Below are 15,680 nucleotides of genomic sequence, written 5' to 3'. Positions count from 1 at the left end.
TTACCGCTGACCGCTCGACAGGTAACGGTCGATCACCTCCCGTGGGCGCTGTGTGAACGCGCTGTTGAATCCCGTCCGAACCCTTGTTGACCTGCCCATGTCCTGATTAGCCTCTGGGCCAGCCGATCGGCCAACCGGAGATTCGGTCGCCCCGTCATCCCCACCAGCCCCACCCGTCCCTGACCTTCCCTCAGGGCGAGATGTGGCATGGGCATGCCGTGGCTCTGGTCCGCTCCCCCCACAGGAGGCAGTACCTTGCTCAGCTCCCCCACCACCGCCCGGATCCGTCGCCTCGCGCTCGCCCTCACCGGCACCGCCGCGCTCGCGCTCTCCAGCCTGGCGGTCGCCGCCGGCCCCGCCGACGCCGCGGCCGGCACCGCCGCGCACGGCAAGGGCGCCTCGTGGGTCCGCTCCTGCGCGACCCTGGCGGCCGGCGACACCATGGCCTGCAACGCGCTCAAGGTCACCAGCGTGGCCCAGCACGTCAGCCCGCTCGGCGTCACCCCCAACGCCGCGCCGTCCGGCTACGGCCCGTCCGACCTGCTGAGCGCCTACAACCTGCCCGCCAACGGCGGCGCCGGCCAGACCGTCGCCATCGTGGACGCCTACAACGACCCCAACGCCGAGTCCGACCTCGCCGTCTACCGCTCCCAGTTCGGCCTGCCCGCCTGCACCACCGCCAACGGCTGCTTCAAGAAGGTCAGCCAGACCGGCAGCACCAGCAGGCTGCCCGCCAGCAACTCGGGCTGGGCGGGCGAGATATCGCTCGACCTCGACATGGTCTCCGCGATCGCGCCCAACGCGCACATCATCCTGGTCGAGACCAGCACCGCGAGCATGACCAACCTGGGCACGGGCGTGAACGAGGCGGTCAAGCTGGGCGCCAAGTTCGTCTCCAACAGCTACGGCGGCAGCGAGTCCTCGGCCGACTCCTCCTACGACAGCAGCTACTTCAACCACCCCGGCGTCGCGATCACCGCCTCCTCCGGCGACTCGGGCTACGGCGTGGAGTACCCGGCGGCCTCCAAGTACGTGACGGCGGTCGGCGGCACCTCGCTCACCCGCGACTCCAGCGCCCGCGGCTGGACCGAGTCGGTCTGGTCCACCAGCGCCACCGAGGGCGCGGGCTCCGGCTGCTCGGCCTACGAGGCGAAGCCCAGCTGGCAGACCGACAGCGGCTGCTCGCACCGCACCGTCGCCGACGTCTCCGCCGTCGCCGACCCCGCCACCGGCGTGGCCGTCTACCAGACCTACGGCGCCTCCGGCTGGTCCGTCTACGGCGGCACCAGCGTCGCCTCCCCGCTGATCGCGGGCGTCTACGCCGACGCCGGCGCACCCACCGTCGCCGTCCCGGCCGCCGACGCCTACGCCAACCCGGGCGCCCTCAACGACGTCACCACCGGAGCCACCACGAGCTGCACCCCGTCCTACCTGTGCACCGCCGGCCCGGGCTACGACGGCCCGACCGGCCTCGGCACCCCCAACGGCCTGGCGGCCTTCACGGGCTGACCACCTCCCGCCGGCCACCACCCGCGCGGCCCGGTGTCCCTCCGAGTGGGAGGGGCGCTGGGTCGCGTTGCTGCGCTCGCGTGTCCTTCCAGGTGCTGAGCCTTGGACAAGTGACGGTGCGTTCGGCCTCGGCAAGGGTAGAGGTCCCTTCCACACCGACGCCCACTCGTCCTCGCCGAGTCCAGGCTCTCGGGTGCGAACGTAACCAGGGCATCGGCACCGAGACCTGACGGCCCGCCGGAATACTCGTCCACAGGGATTCCGACGGGCCGTCAGGCACTGCCACGCCCGCCGTCGTCCGTCAGCCCTCGGCCGGTTCCGCGAAGTAGTCGCCCAGCATCTCCGTCGTCCACGCCGCCTGCCGGACATCGCCGCGCGGGCCGAAGTCGACGAACCACGGCTTCACGTCCAGCACGGGGGTGCCGGCCACCGCGTCCAGTTCGGCGACGTGCAGGTCGAGGCCGTCCACCTTCAGCAGGCGGCAGCGCGATACGCCGAGCCAGTTGAGGCGGCGCATGTTGCGGTGGCCGAAGATGCCGACCTCGGGCCAGTCGGGGTTGTCGCGGGGCCGGCGCGCGCCGAGGTGGAGGTCGGCGGGGTCGGTGAGGTGGAAGCGGAACACCACTTCCAGGTGGGAGAACTCTTCCAACCCGCGCGTCGCCTCCGGCGTGAACCGCGCACTGTCGAGCCGGATGACCGCCTCCGTTCCGCCCCAGTAGTCGTCGGTGGGCTCGATTCGTCCGCCGACCACGTGGCCGAGCGGTTCCACTTCGAACACCTGACGGTCGGTCATCCGATCTTCCTCTCAGTGGGACCTGCACGTGTGTATCGAGCGCTCGCTCGGCTACTGCCGCTCCTGCCGCAGAAGGTGGTCGTACCCGTCGAGCAGCGCGCGCACCTCGGGGACCTCCGCGAACGCGCCCAGGCGGTGCAGGAGGACACGGGACCGTTCGGCGATCCGCTCGCTGGCCACACCGCCGGCGATGACGTTCCGTGCCTGCTCGGCCGCCTGCTCCGGCTCGTTGGCGTCGGCGAGGGCCATCGCGAGCCAGGACCGGTAGAGGGCGATCTCGCGCGCGTGGGTGGGGTCGTAGGTGGCCAGGACCTCGGTCAGCAGCGGTACCGCCCGGAGCGGGCGGCGCAGTTCGGTCGCGACACGGGCGTCCATCACCCGCAACTCGTCCTCGGAGACCCAGTAGGCCCACTGCGGCGCCTCCTCGGTCGCGTCCGCCGAGAGTGCTTCGTGGGCGCGGCCGAGCGCGGTCAACGCCGGTTGCGGTTCGCCGGTGCGGGTGTGGGTCCAGGCGATGCGGTCCAGGAACAGGGCCCTGGTCTTGGGGTGCGCCGCTGGGCCCGCATCGGTCAGCGCCGCCCGTGCGAGGTCCCGACCGTCGCGCGCGCGGCCGTTGTTGCTCCAGTGGTAGGCGAGGGAGCCTTCGAGCTGGCCGAGCAGCGGGCGGTCCCCGGCCTGTCGAGCGGCTGAGATGCCGAGCCGGTAGGCCTGTTCCGCGTGATCGCCGCAGCCCGCGTCGCTGGCGATCCAGCCGGCGATCTGGGCCAGCTCACCGACCTGGACGAGCAGTGCCCGGCCGGTCTCCTCGGTGAATGTGTGCTCACGGTGCAGCCGCGCCGCCTCGCCCAACTCCCGGAAGGCCGGGCCGATCAGGTCCTGTCCCGCCAGGACGTCGTCCGCGAGCCGCAGTCCGTGGACCCGCCCGGCCAGTACCGCTACGGCCTGCGCGCCGAGCCGGCCCCCGGGTCGCGTCGGGACGGGGACCAGAAGGTCCTCGGTGGCGAGGAGTTGACGCAGCGTCTCCACGTCTTGGCGGGGCTGCGGGGCGGTGATGTCGCCGCGGGCGTGGGCGGCTGCCCGTTCCAGGTCGGCCAGGGGGACAGAGAGGGCGCGGGCGATGAGGGGGAGCCAGTCGTTGGGGATCCGTTCTCCCCGCTCCCAACGGGAGATCTCGTTGTGGGTGACGGTGGCCGGTCCCGACACCATGCAGAGCCGGGCGGCCAGCTGGCGCTGGCTCAACCCCGCCGTCCGCCGCAGCAGCGCGAGGCGCGCTCCGAACTTCCGCCGACGGTCATCGATCACGGGCCGACTCCTCTCGGCCTCCCATTCTGGCCCCTCCCCGGCCCCCTGGCTGGCCCCTTCGCCGGAGGGGTTCGGCCCGGTTCGATGGCAGGGCGGGCCCCGACCGATGTGCTGGTGGCCCGGAGCACGGCCGATCCGGAGGAAGTGGACCGACATGAACACCGACATGAACGCCGACGTGACTGCCGGCACGAACGACGGCGCCACCGCTGCTGGGGCCGGACGATCGAGGGCGCGCGGAGCACCCGTTCGAAATCTCGGGTTCGCGCTCGCGCCGGTCCTGGCGCCGGTCCTGGCGCCGGTCCTGTTCGGGGGAGACCGTGGCTGAGCTGCTCGACGTGTCGCCGCCCGCCTCCCTGGGGGAGGACCGCTGCTGGTTGCCGCCGAGCGAGCGGTCGCCGGGGGTCGCGCGTCGGCGGCTGGCGGCGCTGCTGGCGCGGGTGGAGGGCGGGCACCGGTTCCTGGACGGTGGACTGCTGTTGGTCTCCGAACTGGTGACCAATGCCGTGCTGCACGGGACGCCGCGCGGCAATCTGCTGTGCCTGGTCCTCGCGGCGGACCGCGAGCGGTTGCGGATCGAGGTGCACGGCGCCCGCGCGGACCGCGCCCCGGTGCTGCGCCGCGCCGGGGCTCAGGAGGAGTCGGGGCGCGGGCTGCTCCTGGTCAAGTCCCTGGCGCAGCGCTGGGGTTGCTGTCCGCGCGGGGTGGTGGGCAAGATCGTCTGGTGCGAGATCGGCCCGGCGGCCGGAGAGTGGGGAGACCGGTGCCCCTCAGATCGCGTGCCGCAGCCACACGTTCGGCTCCACGTACACCGCGGTGTCCGCCGACAGGTCGCAGTGGACCGGGGCGAGTGCGCCGGGGACGTCGACGGGGCCCGACTGGTCGAACGGCAGCGAGGTCCAGCCGCGCCATTCGGTCAGTGAGCCGGAGATGGTCATCGAGGCCGGGGCGACCTTCTCCACGGTGGCGCCGGCGCGGACGTGCACGCGGAGCCAGGGGTCGTGGGGGAGGCCGTCGTGGTCGCGGGTGCGGAAGGCGTACTCGGACATGGGGGTGCGCGGCTCGTGGTGCTTGGCGCTGGGGCGGACCGGGGCGACCAAGGTGGTGAAGCCGCGGGTGGCGGCGTTGCGGCGCATCGCCGTCAGCAGGACGGCGGAGAGGCCGGAGCCCTGGGCGTCGGGGCGGATGGCGATCTCCAGGGCGGTCACCGTGTCCGGGGCGGTGCCGCGGCGGCGGTCGGAGAGGGCCCAGGTCAGCACCTGGTCCCAGCCGCGGTCGGGGAGTTCGCCGCCCCGGGCGGCGAGGGCGAACGGGACGCTGAGGCCGCGTGCGACCAGGGTGCCGTCCGGCTCGGTGGCGATCAGCACGAACTCCGGGAAGACGTCCGGGACCTGGCCCAGGCAGGCGCCGGCGACCGGGTCGTTCAGCATGAACGGGACCCAGCTGTCGGGCATCTGCCAGAGGCGGTCGGTGTACTCGGGGCGCTCGGCGAGCGTGGTGATGGTCAGGGAGGCACTCATGAGGCTGAAGCCTAGGGAATCCGGTTGACGGTGGGCGAACGGAATTCCCAGGGGTAGTCCCGCCTGGTCCCGGCTTGCACCTCCCCTTGGGGGAGGCGCCAGGCTGGGACGCGTGAACGGCGACGCGAGCTACTCGATCGGTGACCTGGCCCGACATGCCGGGGTGACGGTGAAGGCCGTCCGGTTCTACTCGGACCGCGGGCTGCTGCCGCCCGCCGAGCGCAGCCCGGCCGGCCACCGCAGGTACCGGCACGAGGCCCTGGCGCGGATCGAACTGATCAGGACGCTAAGGGAGTTGGGTCTTGATCTGCGGACGGTCCGGCAGGTGCTGGACCGCGAACTGCCGTTGCACCGGGTGGCCGCCACCCACGCCGCCGCACTGGAGGTGCAGATCCGCACCCTGCGGCTGCGCCAGGCCCTGCTGACGGCGGCCGCCGAACGCACCGCGACGCTGGAGGAGATGGAGACCATGCACCGACTGGCCCGACTGTCCGAGCGGGAGCGGCGGGAACTGATCGAGGACTTCCTGGCGGCTGTCCTCCCCGACGGGCCGCAGTTCCGCGGCGTCGCCACCTCGCTGACGCCCGAACTGCCCGAGCAGTGCACCGAGGTCCAGCTGCGGGCCTGGGTGGAGCTGGCCGAACTCGCCCAACAGCCCGACTTCCGGGCCGTGTTGCGCGGTCTCGCCGAGCGGCAGGCCGCCCGGCAGGCGGCCGGTGCGGTGCCCGTGCCCGACCCGGTCGCCAGGGTGCTGCGCCGGGTCCGCCCGGCCCTCGCCGCCGGCCTCGCGCCCGAGGCGCCGGGCGCCGCCCCGGTGGCCGCGACGGTGGCCGCCGAGTTGCGCGCGGCGGGGGTCGACCCCGCGGAACTGGCGCAGGCCCACGACCCCCGCCTCGCCCGCTACCTCGACCTGTTGGCCGTGGTGAACGGCTGGCCCGCGCCCGAGGATCCGGGCCCGGCCCTGGCCTGGGCCACGACGGCCCTGCGGGCGCACGGCGCCTGAGGGGGGTAGAGCCGCAATCATTTGAACGCGTTCAATTGTGCGGTACGGTTGCCCCAGGGCGCGCCGAATTGCGGCGGTCTGCCCTGCTGTGCCCCCGCATCTCGGCGGGCGGTTCGCGCTCCTGATGGGGGGACATGGGAATGACCGTGAACGGTTTCACCGACTGGGTGGCGGAGTTCGAGGCGGAGCGCACCCGTCGGGAGGCGGCGGGGGATCCGGACTGGACCCGGGGTGCGGACCTGCCGGCGGTGCTCTGCCGCAGCCTGCAGAAGTTCCAGGTCGGCGAGGACGGCGACGGGCGCAACCTGTTCGCCAAGGCCGACCGGGCGGGCGATCCGGAGTACTCGACCGCGGTGCGGCTCTTCATCGACGAGGAGCGCAACCACGCCCGGCTGCTGGCCGAGCTGCTGGGCACGGCCGGGGTGCCGCTGCTGAGCGGTCACTGGACCGACGGCCTCTTCGTGCGGGCGCGCCGACTGATGGGCCTGCGAACCGAGTTGATGGTGCTGATGGTCGCAGAGCTGGTCGCCGTCGAGTACTACCGGGCGGTTCGGGACGGCGTCGCCGACCCGCTGACCCGTGACGTGACGGGGCGGATCCTGCGCGACGAGCGCCGCCACATCCCCTTCCACATCCGGCGGTTGCGTGCCTCGATCGCCGAACTCTCTTCACCCGCACGACCGTTGAGCATTCTGGTCTGGCGCCTGTTGGTGCTCGCGGCGGCCGTCTTCGTCGCGGTGGACCACGGTCCGGCGCTGCACGCCGTCCGGGCCTCCAGGGTCGGCTTCGTGTTCGCGGTACTGCGGCACTGCTCGGTGCTCGCCCGGCAGCTGAAGGGCGGCGGATCGCGCGCGGGGCGCACCGAAGTTGTCGCCGAGCAGGGGTAACATCCTGGCGCTATGACGGATGTGATGGTGAATGAGGAAGCACCGAGGCTGCAGACGCACGAGATCCGGGAGAGCGGGCCGGGCTGGATCGCCCTGGTGGTACGGGTCCACGCGACCGTCCGGGTCGGCGCCACCTTCCGGTGCGTCGACGAGGACGGTCGCGAAGTGATCCTGGAGTTGCGCGAGATCCAGAAGTACCGAGGCGTGACGCTTCGTCAACTGGAGCCACCGAACGCCGCGTTGATGGTGTTCTGCGGACCAGGTGCGGAACGGCTGGCGTTCGGCCGGCTGGCGGAGCTGATCGGCGTCAACCCGCCGACGGCCGGCTGAACTGCACGTACTCGATGACGGCGCCGCCGGCGTGGCGCAGGGTCAGGTTGCGACCGGTCGGCACGTCGTTCGGGCCGTCGAGCACGGCGCCGGTGTCGAGCACCTCCGCCAGGTCGGCCACCAGTACGGTGGCCTGGGTCTGCCGGTAGGGGGCCAGTGCCTCGGGCGTGCCGGCGATCAGCAGGAAGTTGCCCACCGTCGCCAACTCCAGGTCACGGTAGGCGAATCGCTGGCGCACCGGCTCGCCGGCCAGGGCGGTGAAGGTGGGCAGGGCGGTGTCCAGGTCGTCCACGTAGATGCGGGCGAGGGTGGCGAGGGCGGGCATGGCGGGGCAACCTCCGGGGTCGACGAGGCATGATCGTTTCGACTTTCCCGAAATGTCGAAACGATCGGCATACTACTGCCATGGCGGAGGAACTGGAACTGGCGACCGTCCTGCACGCGCTCGGCGACCCGGTACGGCTCGCGCTGGTGCGCGGGATGGCGGACGGCGCGGAGAGCGCCTGCTCCCCGGAGGGGCTGGTGGTGCCGCGCTCGACCCTCTCCAACCACTGGCGGATCCTGCGCGAGGCCGGCCTGACCAGCACCCGGCAGGACGGCAAGAACCGGATCATGTCGCTGCGCCGGGCCGAACTCGACGCCCGGTTCCCGGGCTTGCTGGCCGCGGTGCTCGCCGGGATCTCCGGCTGAGCCGGAGATCCCGGCCGCCTGCCCGCACTGCCCACCCACCCGCAGGCTCAGTGCTGGAACGCCACCTCCGGGTACGCCGCCGACGGCCCGTCCAGCAGCGGCTGCGGGATCCCCTTCAGTTGCAGGTCGAAGAAGGCCGCGACGTAGGCCCGGGTGATCTGCGCCTCGCGCTGCGGCGGCGTGGTGTCGCCGCGCATCGGGACGCCGAGCGCGGCCGCGAGCAGCGGCTCGTCGGTGAAGCTCGGGTGGGTGAACCCGCTGACCGTCAACCAGCGCTTCCAGCCGTCCAGTTGTGCCCAGGCCTTGGTCCAGGACACGTCCATGCCGGGCGACTCGGCGGCCTGGGTGCCGAGCATCAGGAACGGCCGGTCGCCCACACCGGCGGCGGGCGCCTCCTGCTGGAAGCTGCCGTCCAGGTTCACCCCGGCCAGCACCCGGGGATCGGCGGCCATGGTGGTGGCGGCCGAGGAGCCGCCGAGCGAGTGGCCGGCCATGCCGATCCGGTGACGGTCGATCAGCCGGGCCGCGTACGGCCAGGCGGGGTGCGGGCCGGTCAGCTGGTCGATCACGAAGGACATGTCCTTCGCCCGGCTCAACTCGACGTCGGCCCACCCGTGCGGCGGCGGGTTGTCGAGGATCTCGGCGGGCAGGGTCCGGCCGTCCGGGAAGGTGACGCCGAAGCTCTCGTAGGTGTGGTCCACCAGGGCCACCACGTACCCGCGCGAGGCGAGGTCCTCGGCCAGCCCCGTGAGGGTGGCGCGGGAGAGGTTGAACCCGGGCGAGAGCAGCACCAGCGGGTACTTGCCGGGCGCGGGCTTCGCGTCCTCGGCGGCCCAGCCGGCGGGCAGCGGCACCGGCCCGGGCGGGATCGGCGTGCCGGCCGGCGCCGCCCCGGCCAGCAGCGCGTGGGCCTCCGGCTGGGTCATGTACGGCGCGGGCCCGCTGCCCGTGCCCGGCCGGGCGGGGTAGAAGACCGAGACCATCAGCTGCCGCGGCCCGGCCGAGGGCACCCACGGATCGGTGCGCTGCTGGTCCACCAGGTCCAGCACGCTGCGGCCCACGGCGTGCGGGCCGGTGGGCCGGGGGAGCGCGACGGCGACCGACGCGGTGGTGCCCGCGACAGGGATGCCCGCCGGGCCGGGCCCGGCCGCGAAGGCGGTCGAGGCTGCGGAGAGCGGCGAGACGAGGGCGAGGACGAGGGCGGCGGCGACGGCCGCCCGGCGCGGTGTGATCATGTCGGCAACGCTACGGAGACGGCGGCGACCTGACGTCGGCCCAGCGGATGCAGCCGGGAGGATGACGAGCCGTCAGTCCCGGGTGGGCGGCGTGTGGACGTCGAACAGGACGCTGCCCGCAGCCCGGCGTGGCACGGCGGCTGCCCCGGCTCGATCAGCCGGAGCCGGCTCAGACCCGGCTCTCGGCCCGCCGCACCTCGGCCCGCTCCAGCTCCAGCGGCGGGTGCCAGACCGAGTAGCGCCCTATCCCGGCCCCGCCCCGTCCCCGCGGCGGTACCACCCCACCGCCGGGCCTGCGCGGCGTCCGCGCGCCCGGTCGGGCGCCCACCGGCTCAGCCCCGGTTCCGCGGCAGGCCGAAGCCCGCCATCTGCTTCTCGGCCAGGCTGAGGAAGCCCAGCGAACGGTAGAAGGCGTGGTTGCGGGCTCCGCCGGGGGCGCTCTCGGCCTCGGTGGAGAGCAGCACGAAGCGGCAGTGCCGGTAGCGCTCCTTGAGCTCCTCCACCAGCGCCCGCCCGATGCCCGCGCGGTGGTGGCCGGGGTGCACCAGCAGGTCCTGCACGTAGCAGACCGCCGCGTCGTCGGAGATGGTGCGGGCCATGCCGAGCAGGGTGCCGGCGCCGTCCCGGGCGGTGAGCACCAGGTGCGAGTTGACCAGTCCGCGCAGCATCCGCTCGGGGTCTTCGGTGTAGCCGGTCCACTCGACCGAGGCGTAGAGCGCCAGGAACTCGGCGCGGTCGAACTCGCTCTCGGCGGCGATCCGCAGGTCGGTGTGGCTGGGCATGCGCGATCGGTCCCCCTTCCGTCGCGGCGGGCGGCCGATCCCGGGCGGGACCGGTCCGATCGTCATCCTGCCAGCCGGTTCGGCGGCGCTGACCTCGGGGTTCCCGCCGAACCGGACCCGGGCGCCGGGTGCCAGCATCGAGTCCTATGATCATCCGTCAGAACGACTAGGGATCATGTGACTTCGAGGGGAATTGTCATGACTCAGGCGGGGGAGCGGGACCTCGGCGGCAAGGTCGCCATCGTGGTCGGCGGCAGCCGGAACCAGGGCGCGGCCTGCGCCGAGGTGCTGGCGGCGCGCGGCGCGACCGTGGTGATCAGCTACGCGAACGACCGGGCGGCGGCCGAGCAGACCGTCGAGGCGCTGCTCAAGCACGGTGTGGCGGCGGAGGCGGTGCACTCCGACGCGGCGGTCTCGGCCGACGTCACCGCGCTCTTCGAGGGCGTCGTGGAGCGCCACGGGCGGGTCGACATCGTGGTGCACACCCCCGGCATGGTGCTGAAGAAGCCGCTGGCCGAGGTGACCGACGAGGAGTTCGACCGGGTGATCGACCTGAACACCCGCAGCGCCTTCTACAGCCTGCGCGCGGCCGCCCGCACGCTGAGCGACAACGGCCGCTACGTGGTCCTGTCCACCACCCTGACCTCGGTGATGACCGGACCGTACGGCCTCTACTCGGGCAGCAAGGCGGCGGTGGAGCGGCTGGTGCTGGCGGCGGCCAAGGAGCTCGGCCCGCGCGGCATCACGGTCAACGCGGTCGCGCCCGGCCCGGTGGACACCTCGTTCTACCGCGCCGCCGAGACGCCCGAGTCGATGGCCGCCGCCGCCCTGCACAGCCCGCGCGGCCGGATCGGGCAGCCGGGCGACATCGCGCCGGTGGTCGGCTGGCTGGTCGGCGAGGAGGCCGGCTGGGTCTCCGGGCAGACGGTGCGCGCCAACGGCGCGATGTTCTGAGGCCCACCGGCGCCGCTCACCGGGCCACGGGTCCGAGGAGCGGAACCCCCGCACGGCGCGGCGGCCGCTGTCCTAGGCTGCCCGCCGTGCAGGTGAACCGATCTTCAGACCATGACAGCGAGGGGCGGACCGATGGCTGACTGGGCCACCATCTCCGCGCTGGCCACCGCCGGCGGCACCCTGGTGCTCGCCGGGGCCGCCTTCGGCTCGATCCGCTCGGCCGACCGCGCCGCGCTCTCCGCCGAGCGGGCGGTGCTCGCCTCGCTGCGCCCGCTGCTGATCTCCTCCCGGCTGGAGGCGCCCACCCAGAAGCTGATCTGGATGGACGGGCACTGGGCCCACCTGCCGGGCAGCGCGGGCTACCTGCGGATCGTCGACGGCGGCCTCTACCTGGCCGCCTCGATCCGCAACGTGGGCCCCGGACTCGGCGTGATCCACGGCTGGCGGCCGGTCGAGCACCCGCTCACCTACTCCCAGGAGAGTCCGGACCCGGCCGACTTCCGCCCGCAGACCCGTGACCTCTACGTGGCCCCGGGGGACACCAGCTTCTGGCACGCGGCGGTGCGGGACGCGGCGGACCCGTACTTCGAGGAGGTGGCCGTGGCGGTGAAGAACCGGGAGCGGGTCAACATCGACCTGCTCTACGGCGACGGCGAGGGCGGCCAGCGCACGATCAGCCGGTTCTCGCTGATCCCCGCCAGCAAGGACGACGAGTCCTGGGTCTGCCAGGTGGTCCGGCACTGGAACCTGGACCGGCCCAATCCGCGCTGACCCGGACCGATCCCCGCTGACCCGGACCGGTCCGCGCCGACCCGGCCCGAACGGGTGGCGGACGGACCTTCCAAGACGTTGTGTCAGCTGATATGAATTCAGTAGATCAGCTGATCAACCGAGATGGTGGACGAAGCTCGCTGACCGGCACCCGGTCGGTCATCGTCCGTCGCCCCGTCACCGTTCGACCGTGCTGGCGGTCGGACGAGATCTGCGGGTGCCGCCGTCGGGAGTGTGGGCTCCCGCCGGCGGCGCCGCGCAGCCGCTCCGGCAGAGCGCCGCGCTGGCGGGATCTCGACGGCGGGTGGCATTCCCGCCACTGGCGCGGACCGTGCCGAACCCGGCACGCTAGGCCCATGACCAGCGCGAACGACTCCTTCGAAGATGCCATCGTCCCCGACACCAAGGACTGGACCTGGGTGTTGGAGCGGGCCTGCCCCGACTGCGGGCTGGACACCCCGGCCGTGGCCCCCACCGCCGTCCCGGCCCTGGTCCGGGCGAACGCCGCCGGCTGGACCGCGGTGCTGGCCGCCGAGCCGGCCGCCGAGCTGCGCCGCCGCCCCGACCCGGCCACCTGGTCGGCCCTGGAGTACGCCTGCCACGTGCGGGACGTCTTCCGGCTCTTCGCCTTCCGGCTGGACCTGATGCTCACCCAGGACGGCCCGCTCTTCCCCAACTGGGACCAGGACGAGACCGCGCTCGCCGAGCGCTACGGGGAGCAGGACCCGGCCGTGGTCGCGGTGGAGCTGGCCGAGGCGGCCGAGCGGATCGCCGCCGACTTCGAGCAGGTCGCGGGCGAGCAGTGGGCGCGCACCGGCGACCGCTCGGACGGCGCCCGGTTCACGGTGCGCACCTTCGCGCAGTACTTCATCCACGACCCGCTGCACCACCTGCACGACGTCACCGGCGTGCCGGCCGGCACCGCCTGAGCGGTGGTCAGCCCAGCAGCTCGGCGACCGTCCGCCGGGCCGGGGCGCTGAGCAGCGGCTCGAACCGGGTGAACAGGCCCAGCAGCGCGGGGCCGTAGCGGGCGCGGAACTCCGGGTCCTGGCGGACCAGGTCCAGCTCGTTGGCGGCGGTCAGCTCGGCGAAGTCCCGCTGCTGCTCCGGGGTCGGGCCGTAGGTCCGCCCGGCGAAGCGGTCGTGGAAGAGCGGCGGAACGGCGGTCAGCGAGCGGTAGGTGGGGGCGCGCTCGCAGCTCGCGTAGGCGTGCACGATCGCCTCGGCGGCCGGTCCGATCGCCGCCGCCAGCTCGGCCCGCCGGTCCGGCGGGAGCAGCGCGGTGGCGAAGCCGTCGGTGCCGTAGCAGGCGTGGCAGAGGCCGGCCAGCTGGAGGTCGGGCCGGGCGCCCCAGTCGGCGAGCAGCTCGCGGACCCGGTGCAGGTGGGCCAGCAGGGTGCCGCCGGGGTGGTCCAGTTCGGCGGCGCCCAGCGAGCGCAGCAGGGCATCGGCCAGTGGGAGTGCTGCCACGGTTCGGGTCCCCTTCCGGAAGGCGATCCCCGGGGCCGGCACCTGTCCCTCGCGGTCGTCGTCCGGGTCCGGATCGCCGCCGCCGTTTCCCCCGGACAGGTACCGCCCCGGGCCACTGACGATGGTTCAGCACCGCGCACATCCAAGTCAATCATCTGGTTTTCTTCCATTTCTCCAAGGGATTCCTTGGGTTCGAGCCGCTACCGTGGCCCCATGACCCTCGATGACCTGCGAGTCTTCGTCGCCGCCTGCGAGGCGGGCAACCTGAGCGCGGTGGCCCGGGAGCACGGCCGCACCCAGTCGGCGATCAGCCAGCATGTGCGGCGGCTGGAGACGGAGCTCGGCCTGACCCTGTTGGAGCGTCAGCCGCGCGGCGTGGCGCCGACCGAGGCGGGGCGGATCCTGCACCGGGCGGCCGGCGGCAGCATCGCCCAGCTCGACCTGGCGCTGCGGCGGCTGCGCGACCTGCGCGACGGCGAGAGCGGCACGGTGCGGATCACCACCGGCGCCACCACGGTGCGGCACTTCATGTCGGCGGGCGTGGTGGAGTTCCGGCGCCGACACCCGGAGGTGCACCTGGAGTTCCGCACCGAGACCTCCACCCGCAGCTGCTTCGACGCGCTGCTGGCCGGCGAGGCCGACCTGGCCTGGATCACCATCGGCGCACCGGTGCGGGGGCTGGAGCAGCGCCCGGTGCTCTCGCTGCCCTGGGTGCTCGCGGTGCACGCCTCGCACCCGCTGGCCGGCCGCGAGCGGGTGGCGGCCGCCGAGCTGCACGGGCTGCAGCCGATCCGGCTGCCGGAGAACTCGGCCGGCCGCGCCCACCTGGACGGCCAACTGGCCGCGGCCCCCGGCGGACCCGGCGAGCCCGGCGCGACCACCAGCGTGGCCGACTGGGACACCGCCGTGATGCTGGCCGAACTGGACCTGGGCACCGCCGTGGTGCCCGCGCTGCCCGGCTGGCGGGCCGCCGAGCACCCGTCGCTGCGGCTGATCCCGATCCCGGAGCTGCCGCCGCTGGCCGTCGGCTGGGCGGCCCGGCAGTGGGACGCGCTCAGCCGGCCGGCCCGGGAGTTCGCGGACGCGGTGGGGGTCCGGCAGTAGGAGCAGTAGAAACGGAGCGCGTGGTCCGATTAGTATCCGGAGTGATCAGTCCGTCTGAGTCGTCGTCACTCCGGAGGTCCGCCATGCCCGAAAGCAACTCCAGCGCCACCAGCACCGCCACCGGCACCGCCACCACCACGCCGCGCGAGGTGATCGAGGAACTGCTGCGCCGCACCGCCGCCGGCCCGTCCGAGGAGATGGCCGAACTCTTCGCCGAGGACGCCGTCTTCGAGCAGCCCTACCGGCTGCCCGGCGCCCCCGAGCAGCCGCCCGGGCGGGCCGCCTTCCGCGAGCACCTGCGCCAGGGTGCGACGGTGCAGCGGTTCGAGGCGGTGACGGACGTGCGGGTGTACGAGGCCGCGGACGGCGAGTCGGTGGTCGCCGAGCACCGGCTGCACGGGCGGGTGCCGGCGACCGGCCGGGAGTTCGCCCTGGACCTGCTGCTGATCGCCCGGGTGCGGGGCGGCCTGATCACCCGGCTGCGCAGCTACGCCAACCCGCTGGCGGTGGCCGAGGCCTTCGGGCTGCCGCTCGCGCCGGGGGCCGACCAGGGCTGAACGGGCCTGCGCTGGAGGGCTACTCCTCGATCGCGCCGCCGATGCCGCGCAGGTGGTCGCGGAAGGTGTGCGCCGGGTTCCGGTCGCGCTCGGCGAGGTAGGCGGCGAAGCCGAGCTGGGCCCGCAGCGAGGTGCCGCCGTGGATCCGCTCGGCCTGCCGGCGCTCGGTGTCGCGGATCGACTCGGCCAGGGCGAGCAACTCCTCGGCCCGGTCGGCGGGGAGGAAGAGCACGCCGTCCTCGTCGCCGAAGACCAGGTCCGACCGGTCCACCCGCCAGTCGCCGACCACGGCGGAGGCCACCGCCTCGGCGTGCCGCGGGTCCAGGCGCTGCGGGCCGGTCGGCAGGGCGCCCAGGCTGAACACCGGCAGCCCGATGGCGCGCAGGTCGGCGGAGTCCCGGTGCAGGCCCCAGATCACCACGCCGCCCAGCCCGGCGCGGGCCACCTCCAGCGCCACCAAGTCGCCGACGCACGCCTCGTCGAGCCGGCCGCCGTTGTCCACCACCAGCACGTCGCCCGGCTCCGCGTGGCGTTCCAGCACCTCCAGGAACAGGTCCACGCTGCCGACGTGCCGCGCGGGCGCCACCCGGCCGGCCACCTTGCCGCCCGCGAGGAACGGCCGCACCGCCGCCGGCGCGCACCGCACGGGCGCCGCGGCCCGGATGCACGCGTCGGCGAGGTGCGCGGTGGTGAGGGTGGCGAACCGCTCCGTGAGCTCCTGCTGGTCCATCTCGATCCCTTCGGTCGGGCGGCCGACGATGCGTCGACGATCC

Annotated in this window: 19 protein-coding genes and 1 pseudogene; 12 read left to right on the top strand and 8 right to left on the bottom strand. The window is 73.6% G+C overall.

All coding sequences use genetic code 11. The annotated features are described in order from the left end of the window. Nucleotides 1-255 precede the first annotated feature (255 nt). Nucleotides 256-1,509, top strand: a complete 1,254-nt coding sequence (locus tag FHX73_RS02820) for a S53 family peptidase (RefSeq protein ID WP_246213318.1) — start codon at nucleotides 256-258, stop codon at nucleotides 1,507-1,509. Between the two features lie 301 nt (nucleotides 1,510-1,810). Here FHX73_RS02820 and FHX73_RS02815 read toward each other — a convergent pair whose 3' ends face one another. Beyond that, entirely contained in the window at nucleotides 1,811-2,302 is a 492-nt protein-coding gene (locus tag FHX73_RS02815) for a TrmO family methyltransferase domain-containing protein (RefSeq protein ID WP_145903102.1), read from the bottom strand. A 51-nt stretch (nucleotides 2,303-2,353) separates the two neighbouring features. Continuing rightward, nucleotides 2,354-3,604, bottom strand: a complete 1,251-nt coding sequence (locus FHX73_RS02810; protein WP_246213317.1) for a helix-turn-helix domain-containing protein — start codon at nucleotides 3,602-3,604, stop codon at nucleotides 2,354-2,356. Between the two features lie 154 nt (nucleotides 3,605-3,758). Here FHX73_RS02810 and FHX73_RS44440 point away from each other — a divergent pair, with 154 nt between their 5' ends. Together FHX73_RS44440 and FHX73_RS47045 are read left to right on the top strand one after the other, a co-directional pair. After that, on the top strand, nucleotides 3,759-3,932 hold the full coding sequence (locus FHX73_RS44440; RefSeq protein WP_170304814.1) for a hypothetical protein: 174 nt from the start codon (nucleotides 3,759-3,761) through the stop codon (nucleotides 3,930-3,932). After that, a pseudogene (locus tag FHX73_RS47045) lies at nucleotides 3,925-4,275 on the top strand (ATP-binding protein); the annotation flags it as partial. The gene FHX73_RS44440 and the pseudogene FHX73_RS47045, both read left to right, overlap by 8 nt. A 99-nt stretch (nucleotides 4,276-4,374) precedes the next feature. Here the strand turns inward: FHX73_RS47045 and FHX73_RS02800 are convergent. Continuing rightward, nucleotides 4,375-5,124: a GNAT family N-acetyltransferase gene (locus tag FHX73_RS02800; RefSeq protein WP_145903100.1), complete on the bottom strand. Its 750-nt coding sequence runs from the start codon at nucleotides 5,122-5,124 to the stop codon at nucleotides 4,375-4,377. Nucleotides 5,125-5,236: 112 nt separating this feature from the next. Between FHX73_RS02800 and FHX73_RS02795 the strand changes: the two genes are divergently transcribed. From FHX73_RS02795 to FHX73_RS02785, 3 genes are all read left to right on the top strand, one after another. Then, nucleotides 5,237-6,127, top strand: a complete 891-nt coding sequence (locus FHX73_RS02795) for a MerR family transcriptional regulator (RefSeq protein WP_145903099.1) — start codon at nucleotides 5,237-5,239, stop codon at nucleotides 6,125-6,127. 140 nt (nucleotides 6,128-6,267) lie between these two features. Then, nucleotides 6,268-7,014, top strand: a complete 747-nt coding sequence (locus FHX73_RS02790; protein WP_145903098.1) for a ferritin-like domain-containing protein — start codon at nucleotides 6,268-6,270, stop codon at nucleotides 7,012-7,014. 12 nt (nucleotides 7,015-7,026) lie between these two features. Then, nucleotides 7,027-7,344 carry a hypothetical protein gene (locus FHX73_RS02785; protein WP_145903097.1) on the top strand — a complete coding sequence of 106 codons (318 nt, stop codon included), beginning with the start codon at nucleotides 7,027-7,029 and terminating at the stop codon, nucleotides 7,342-7,344. Here FHX73_RS02785 and FHX73_RS02780 read toward each other — a convergent pair. Continuing rightward, nucleotides 7,322-7,669, bottom strand: a complete 348-nt coding sequence (locus FHX73_RS02780) for a hypothetical protein (protein ID WP_145903096.1) — start codon at nucleotides 7,667-7,669, stop codon at nucleotides 7,322-7,324. The two genes, FHX73_RS02785 and FHX73_RS02780, sit on opposite strands and share 23 nt — an antisense overlap. Nucleotides 7,670-7,749: 80 nt before the next feature. Between FHX73_RS02780 and FHX73_RS02775 the strand changes: the two genes are divergently transcribed. Further along, on the top strand, nucleotides 7,750-8,034 hold the full coding sequence (locus FHX73_RS02775) for an ArsR/SmtB family transcription factor (protein WP_145903095.1): 285 nt from the start codon (nucleotides 7,750-7,752) through the stop codon (nucleotides 8,032-8,034). Between the two features lie 47 nt (nucleotides 8,035-8,081). Here the strand turns inward: FHX73_RS02775 and FHX73_RS02770 are convergent, their stop codons facing one another. Both FHX73_RS02770 and FHX73_RS02765 read right to left on the bottom strand, forming a co-directional pair. After that, complete coding sequence (locus FHX73_RS02770; RefSeq protein ID WP_145903094.1) at nucleotides 8,082-9,269, bottom strand: alpha/beta hydrolase family protein; 1,188 nt, start codon at nucleotides 9,267-9,269, stop codon at nucleotides 8,082-8,084. A gap of 332 nt (nucleotides 9,270-9,601) precedes the next feature. Next, nucleotides 9,602-10,051, bottom strand: coding sequence for a GNAT family N-acetyltransferase (locus FHX73_RS02765; protein WP_145903093.1), 450 nt, complete (start codon nucleotides 10,049-10,051; stop codon nucleotides 9,602-9,604). A 198-nt stretch (nucleotides 10,052-10,249) separates the two neighbouring features. Between FHX73_RS02765 and FHX73_RS02760 the strand changes: the two genes are divergently transcribed. The 3 genes from FHX73_RS02760 to FHX73_RS02750 all read left to right on the top strand — a co-directional run bounded on the left by FHX73_RS02760 (nucleotide 10,250) and on the right by FHX73_RS02750 (nucleotide 12,705). Beyond that, nucleotides 10,250-11,005, top strand: a complete 756-nt coding sequence (locus FHX73_RS02760; protein ID WP_145903092.1) for an SDR family oxidoreductase — start codon at nucleotides 10,250-10,252, stop codon at nucleotides 11,003-11,005. A 132-nt stretch (nucleotides 11,006-11,137) separates the two neighbouring features. Beyond that, a complete protein-coding gene (locus tag FHX73_RS02755; protein WP_145903091.1) occupies nucleotides 11,138-11,776 on the top strand; it encodes a hypothetical protein in 639 nt (212 codons plus the stop codon). Nucleotides 11,777-12,132: 356 nt separating this feature from the next. Continuing rightward, nucleotides 12,133-12,705, top strand: a complete 573-nt coding sequence (locus tag FHX73_RS02750) for a DinB family protein (protein WP_145903090.1) — start codon at nucleotides 12,133-12,135, stop codon at nucleotides 12,703-12,705. Between the two features lie 7 nt (nucleotides 12,706-12,712). Here FHX73_RS02750 and FHX73_RS02745 read toward each other — a convergent pair whose 3' ends face one another. Then, on the bottom strand, nucleotides 12,713-13,246 hold the full coding sequence (locus FHX73_RS02745) for a DUF6817 domain-containing protein (protein WP_246213316.1): 534 nt from the start codon (nucleotides 13,244-13,246) through the stop codon (nucleotides 12,713-12,715). 213 nt (nucleotides 13,247-13,459) lie between these two features. Here FHX73_RS02745 and FHX73_RS02740 point away from each other — a divergent pair, with 213 nt between their 5' ends. Both FHX73_RS02740 and FHX73_RS02735 read left to right on the top strand, forming a co-directional pair. Continuing rightward, entirely contained in the window at nucleotides 13,460-14,350 is an 891-nt protein-coding gene (locus tag FHX73_RS02740) for a LysR family transcriptional regulator (protein ID WP_145903089.1), read from the top strand. An 83-nt stretch (nucleotides 14,351-14,433) separates the two neighbouring features. Next, on the top strand, nucleotides 14,434-14,907 hold the full coding sequence (locus tag FHX73_RS02735) for a nuclear transport factor 2 family protein (protein WP_145903088.1): 474 nt from the start codon (nucleotides 14,434-14,436) through the stop codon (nucleotides 14,905-14,907). 19 nt (nucleotides 14,908-14,926) lie between these two features. On the opposite strand, the gene FHX73_RS02730 is transcribed toward FHX73_RS02735, so the two are convergent. Next, nucleotides 14,927-15,637, bottom strand: a complete 711-nt coding sequence (locus FHX73_RS02730) for an RraA family protein (RefSeq protein WP_145903087.1) — start codon at nucleotides 15,635-15,637, stop codon at nucleotides 14,927-14,929. Between the last annotated feature and the right edge of the window lie 43 nt (nucleotides 15,638-15,680).

Source organism: Kitasatospora viridis (assembly GCF_007829815.1).
GTDB classification, from domain to species: Bacteria; Actinomycetota; Actinomycetes; order Streptomycetales; family Streptomycetaceae; genus Kitasatospora; species Kitasatospora viridis.
Note: the sequence above shows the minus strand (reverse complement) of the source record. Positions and strands in the feature narration are given on the sequence as shown.